Source organism: Prevotella sp. AM42-24, from assembly GCF_003461825.1.
Taxonomy (GTDB): domain Bacteria; phylum Bacteroidota; class Bacteroidia; order Bacteroidales; family Bacteroidaceae; genus Prevotella; species Prevotella hominis.
The window spans coordinates 1,277-6,540 of sequence record NZ_QTXV01000102.1; the positions used below are offsets into that span (position 1 = coordinate 1,277).

4 protein-coding genes and 1 pseudogene are annotated in these 5,264 nt (G+C 52.7%); 4 read left to right on the plus strand and 1 reads right to left on the minus strand.

Annotation, left to right across the window (positions count from 1 at the left end; all coding sequences use genetic code 11):
• From DW917_RS17870 to DW917_RS15925, 4 genes and pseudogenes are all read left to right on the plus strand, one after another.
• Positions 1–414, plus strand: a pseudogene (locus DW917_RS17870) (hypothetical protein); the annotation flags it as partial.
• A 34-nt stretch (positions 415–448) separates the two neighbouring features.
• Entirely contained in the window at positions 449–1,339 is an 891-nt protein-coding gene (locus tag DW917_RS15915) for a fimbrillin family protein (RefSeq protein ID WP_118120306.1), read from the plus strand.
• A 34-nt stretch (positions 1,340–1,373) separates the two neighbouring features.
• A complete protein-coding gene (locus tag DW917_RS15920; RefSeq protein ID WP_118120298.1) occupies positions 1,374–2,942 on the plus strand; it encodes a fimbrillin family protein in 1,569 nt (522 codons plus the stop codon).
• Positions 2,943–2,964: 22 nt separating this feature from the next.
• Complete coding sequence (locus DW917_RS15925; RefSeq protein WP_118120301.1) at positions 2,965–4,677, plus strand: fimbrillin family protein; 1,713 nt, start codon at positions 2,965–2,967, stop codon at positions 4,675–4,677.
• Positions 4,678–4,811: 134 nt separating this feature from the next.
• On the opposite strand, the gene DW917_RS15930 is transcribed toward DW917_RS15925, so the two are convergent.
• Positions 4,812–5,264: Rpn family recombination-promoting nuclease/putative transposase (locus tag DW917_RS15930; protein WP_118120303.1), on the minus strand; the 453-nt coding region annotated here is incomplete at its 5' end.

Here is a 5,264-nt window from a genome sequence, read left to right on the forward strand (position 1 = left end):
TCGGAACTGACCGTCATCATTGAGAATGTGCCAAAAGGTACAGAGATGAGTGGCAAGGCTTTGGATTGTGCTTGTTGTCTGTTCCCTACACAGAAGAATAGAGATGGAGAATATGGATTGCCGAGCATAGAGCCAACGGAAGTGGAAATACCTACTATCTTGGCTACTGAGTCAACTTTGCAATCAGAAGTCATCCGGCTGATGCCGACCATACAGGGAAGTTCCGCCTCTCATGTTTATCTCCGCCTCTTGCTGCCTGACGAGACCTTGCAGGAGTTTGACATCACTGCTCCTAAGATGAATGTAGGTGGAAAGTATGAGCTAAGGTTCAAATACGAAGAAATGCAGCCAAAGATGAATCTGGAAGCTACCATCAACGGTTGGACGAACCTCAACAATGAAGTAGAAATATAATAATAACTTTTAAAATATTGATAAGATGAAAAAGATGACGAAGTTTTTCGCCCTTGTACTCTTGGCAGGTGCAATGGTTTCATGCAATACAGAAGATACAGCTTCTACAACAGCAAATGGTAAGGTAGCCGTACAGTTTACTGGTGGTATCAGCGTAAACACCCGTGCCAGCGAAACCACTTGGGACAACGGCGACCGTATTGGCATCACCGACATCGACAACGATACCCAGTACGGCAACGTGCCTTTCATCCTGAAGAATGGGAAATTTGAGGCAGAAGGAAAGGTCATCTATATCGAAGATACAAAGCCCCATACTTTCCGCGCCTACTATCCGTACAACGCGGCGGGAGGCATCCTCGCTGCCACGACCGATGCCACGGCGCAGCAGAACCAGCCTGCCATCGACTTCCTCTTTGCTTCAGGAGCCACGGGAGACAAAAACAGCCCGGTGGTGAGCTTTACCGACAAAACCTACAAAGGCGGTGAAGACAACTCCTTCCACCACCGCATGAGCCGGATAACCCTTACCTTCGAGGCGGGCGATGGCGTGGATTTCAGCATGGTCAAGCCTGAACGTTACACGCTGGACGGATTGTTACTCACTGGTACGTTCAACACGGCCGACGGTTTTGCCACCGCAGACAACGGGGCACAGACCGGAGAACTGGCCATGGATCTGGCAGACGGCAACCTCACGTCATCGGTCATCCTCTTCCCGCAGACAGTTGCATCACTGCCGTTGGTTGTGAAGTACAAAGGTCAGGAATATCCTGCCACACTCACCGTGCCCGAAGGCGCACTGCTGGCGGGCAACAACTACACCTATACTGTCAAGGTGAGCAACAAAGTCCTTGAAGTCAGCGAAGCCACCATTGCAAAGTGGAACGATATAGACGGTGGAGAAGTGGATGCTGACCTGTAAGATATTAATAATTAATTGATTAGAATGAAGAATTATGAGACATAGATTATTTATCCCCGCAGCCACCGCACTGCTGTTCGCCCTCGCCGCCTGCACACAGGACGAACTGGCAGACGATAGGCGTCTGTCCAAAGAGGAATATCCAATAGTCATCCATGCCACCGGACTGTCCGTGGAGGCAACACCGCTGGCAGCCCCATCAACCCGTGCATCCGTGGACGGCGACTGGCAGGGCGTCACTTCCGTGGCACTCAAGATGGGCGATGCGGTAAAGGAATACACCGTAACGGCTACAGATGCCGACGGATACAAGAGTGCCACGCTTTCACGCGAGAACGACCCGTACTACTGGACCAGCCGCGACCCGATTACCGTATCGGCATGGTGGCCCTTTGACAATGCCGACATCACCCAGATGCCTGCCGTGAAGGTGGCAGAAGACCAGAGCATATTGGCTGACTTCCAGAACAGCGACTTCATCGCCGCTGAGAACCGGAAAGTGGAATTTAACAACCCTACCTTGGAGTTCAACCACCGCACGGCACGCGTAGCAATCGAACTGAAGCCTGGCACGGGATTCACGAGCGTCGCTGGTGCCACGGTGAGCCTCGTGAGCCTGTCCGCCGATAACGGCAACCCGACCGCCATCAAGACTTACAACGCAAGCGGCAACACCTACGAGGCACTGACCGCCCCGCAGACCGTTGCGGCAGGCAAGCCGTTCGTTAAGGTGGAACTCGGCGGCGGCACCTTCTACTTCCGTCCGCAGAACAACGTCGTATTAGAAGCGGGCAGCCGCTATAAATATACCGTTAAGGTGAACACCACCGGCCTGACGTTAGAGGGTTGCACCATCGGCAGCTGGGTTGACGGCGGCGGCGAGAGCGGCGAGGCTGAGGATTTGGGCTATTCTATACAGAACGACGGCAGTTACATGGTCTATAACGCCAAGGGCCTGCTGGCATGGAACAAAGCCGTACAAAAAGATGAATCGATAAATTGCACCCTCACCGCTGACATCGACCTGACGGGTAAGGATTGGACACAGATAGGCACATGGCCTGGCTACTCCGGCGTCTTTAATGGGCAGGGACACCGCATTAAGGGATTAAACTTTTCTGCAGCGACTACTGAACTTTTTGGGTTATTAAATCACCGTGGTGTGATAAAGAACCTACAACTCATAGATGTGAATCTGTATGGCAGCAATGGATCAGCAGCTGGAATAGTGGATCAAAATGAGGGTCAAATCATTGCCTGCTCTGTGACGGGAAATATTTCTGCATATGGTAGAACTTGTGGTATAGCCGATTTAAATTATGGCAGTATCACCGCTTGCTGGTTCAACGGCACATTGAAAGATTATGAATCTGGAGCTATAGTGCGTTATAACTACGCTACTATAACTTCCTGCTATTGGGGAGGCAATGTCGGGCAAGGAGCATTCCGTAATGAAGGAGGAACGGTAGATGCCACGAAGGTGGACGGCGCAACCGTGAAATGGCAGACAGCCGTCGACGGCATGAACACCGCCCTCACCGACAATGACTACCAGTGGGCACTCGGCAACGACGGTCTGCCCGTACTGCAAAAGAAACAATAACAACCCCTAAACAACACGCATCATGAAACGAACAAACATCCATATATTCGCAGTCCTCGCCCTGCTGCTCGGTCTTGCCGCCTGCACACAGGACGAAGCAGGCTTCCTGCCTAAAGGGGCGGAAGGCACACCCATCGTCTTCACCGCCACGGGGCTGAACCCCGCCGCGACAGCCACCGCCGGCACCCGTGCCCCGGTGGACGGCAATTGGGAGGGTGTGCAGAGCGTGGCAGTCCTGATGGACGGCACGGTGAAGGCATACGACGTGACGCCCTCCACCGCCGACCCCACCAGCGCCACGCTGACCTCCACCGACCCGTACTACTGGACCAACCACAACGACATTACCGTCACAGCGTGGTGGCCCTACACCGCTGGCGAGACAACCCCACCTGCGGTAAAAGTAAAAGCCAACCAAAGTGCCCAGAAGGACTTTGAGGGCAGTGACCTCATCGTAGCCGACGGACAGACGGTGACTTACGGTAGCCCCACGCTCCGCTTCACCCACCGCACGGCGCGGGTGACCATCGTTCTGACGGACTACACCGAGGGGCTGGCATCCGTGCAGCTGACGGGTCTCTCCACCGAAGGCGACAACCCGGATATAATCGTCCCGTATGACAAGGGTAGCAACACCTACATCGCCCTCGTCGCCCCGCAAAGTGTGGCAGCTGGCACGACCTTCATTACCTGCACCTTCACTAACGGCAAAACCTTCGTTTATAAGATGAAGAATGCTACCGACTGGCAGGCGGGCGGTGAATATACCTACACCGTCTCCCTCGCTGCGGCAAAAGACCTGGGCTATACCATAGAGAGCGACGGCAGCTACACCGTGACCTCCGCCGATGGCCTGATGAATATAGCCGAATTAGTGAACGGAGGTAAGAGCGACATTAACATTACCCTCGACACAGACATTGACCTCACAGGCAAAGACTGGACACCGATAGGCACAGACTACGACAACTCATACAAAGGCACCTTCGACGGTGGCGGCCATACCATCACGGGGCTGACCTTTACGACAAATGACGAATATGCGGGTCTGTTCGGCTGGCTCAATAGAGCTGGTACGGTGAAGAACGTGGTGATGGAGGGCGTACAGATAACAAGCAATCAAATATATGGCGGCAGTATTGGCGGCGTGGTAGGATATAGCTGGGGCACCATTGAAAACTGCTCGGTGTCGGGCAGCGTCAGCGGCACGGTGTATGTCGGCGGTGTGGTGGGTGCTCAAATAGACGGTTCCATCACCGGATGCAGTTCCTCTGCCACAGTGAAGGGAATGGTCAATGTCGGCGGCGTGGCAGGTCAGACGAATTCGAGTGCCACCCTGACCGCTTGCTATGCCACGGGCAACGTGACCTTAGAAATAGCCCCCCAAAAGAATATCGCTGGCGGCGGTCTGGTGGGAATGAACGCAGGAAGCAGCCTCCTTGCCTGCTATGCCACGGGCAACGTAACCAGTACGGGTAGTAGCACTGGCTATGTACATATCGGCGGCTTTTTGGGAAATAACTATACCACCGTGACCGCCTGCTATTGGAAGAACAATCATGAACAAGGTATCGGCTACAAAAAGGCAGGCACCGTCACCGAAGTCACGAAGGTGGACGGCTCTGTCGTTACCTGGCAGAAAGCCGTTGATGCCATGAACACCGCCTTGCAGAACGCAGGCTCAAAGTGGCGTTACGAACTTAACGGAACATTGCCTACCTTGAAGAAGCAGTAAACCGTTGCGGGCGGAAAAAGTTCCGTCCGCAACGAACATTAAACGACAAGGGTCTATATGCCACGAAGAAAAGGTGACGTATAGACCCTTGATTATATGGTGATATTCGTAATCTACATCTCCGCTTTCTGTTTTTATGAATTGCTCAGATTCTTAATGATTTCCAAAGACAGCTGGGTAGCTTTGGCAACCTGTTCGGAAGGAAGTCCCATTGCCAGCATATTCTTAGCTATTTCCAGGGCTTTCTGGTTCATACCTTTTTCCATACCCTCCTTCATACCCTTTTCCATACCTTCCTTCATTCCCTTTTCCATACCTTCAGCTATACCTTCACGCTTAGCGGTGTCTACGGAATTCTTGATGTCGCGATATGCCATCTTGCTGGTCTCGTACTCCCTCATTTCCTGCGGAGTAAACTTGGCTATCTCGGCTTCCTCGAAGAGACGGTCGAAGACTTTATCGCACAGTTCTTTAGGGCGCTGGGTAAGCTTATAGAGGTTCTTCAGAGCATAGAGCCACTTCTCGTAGAGCGTATCCAGTTCTTCCAGGGGTTTGTTGAACTTGGAAATCTCTACATAAATATATTC

What these genes read in the sequence shown, in the direction of transcription:
- DW917_RS15920 (WP_118120298.1), top strand. Translation starts at nt 1,374, where the DNA reads ATGAGACATAGATTATTTATCCCCGCAGCCACCGCACTGCTGTTCGCC.
- DW917_RS15915 (WP_118120306.1), top strand. Translation starts at nt 449, where the DNA reads ATGACGAAGTTTTTCGCCCTTGTACTCTTGGCAGGTGCAATGGTTTCA.
- DW917_RS15925 (WP_118120301.1), top strand. Translation starts at nt 2,965, where the DNA reads ATGAAACGAACAAACATCCATATATTCGCAGTCCTCGCCCTGCTGCTC.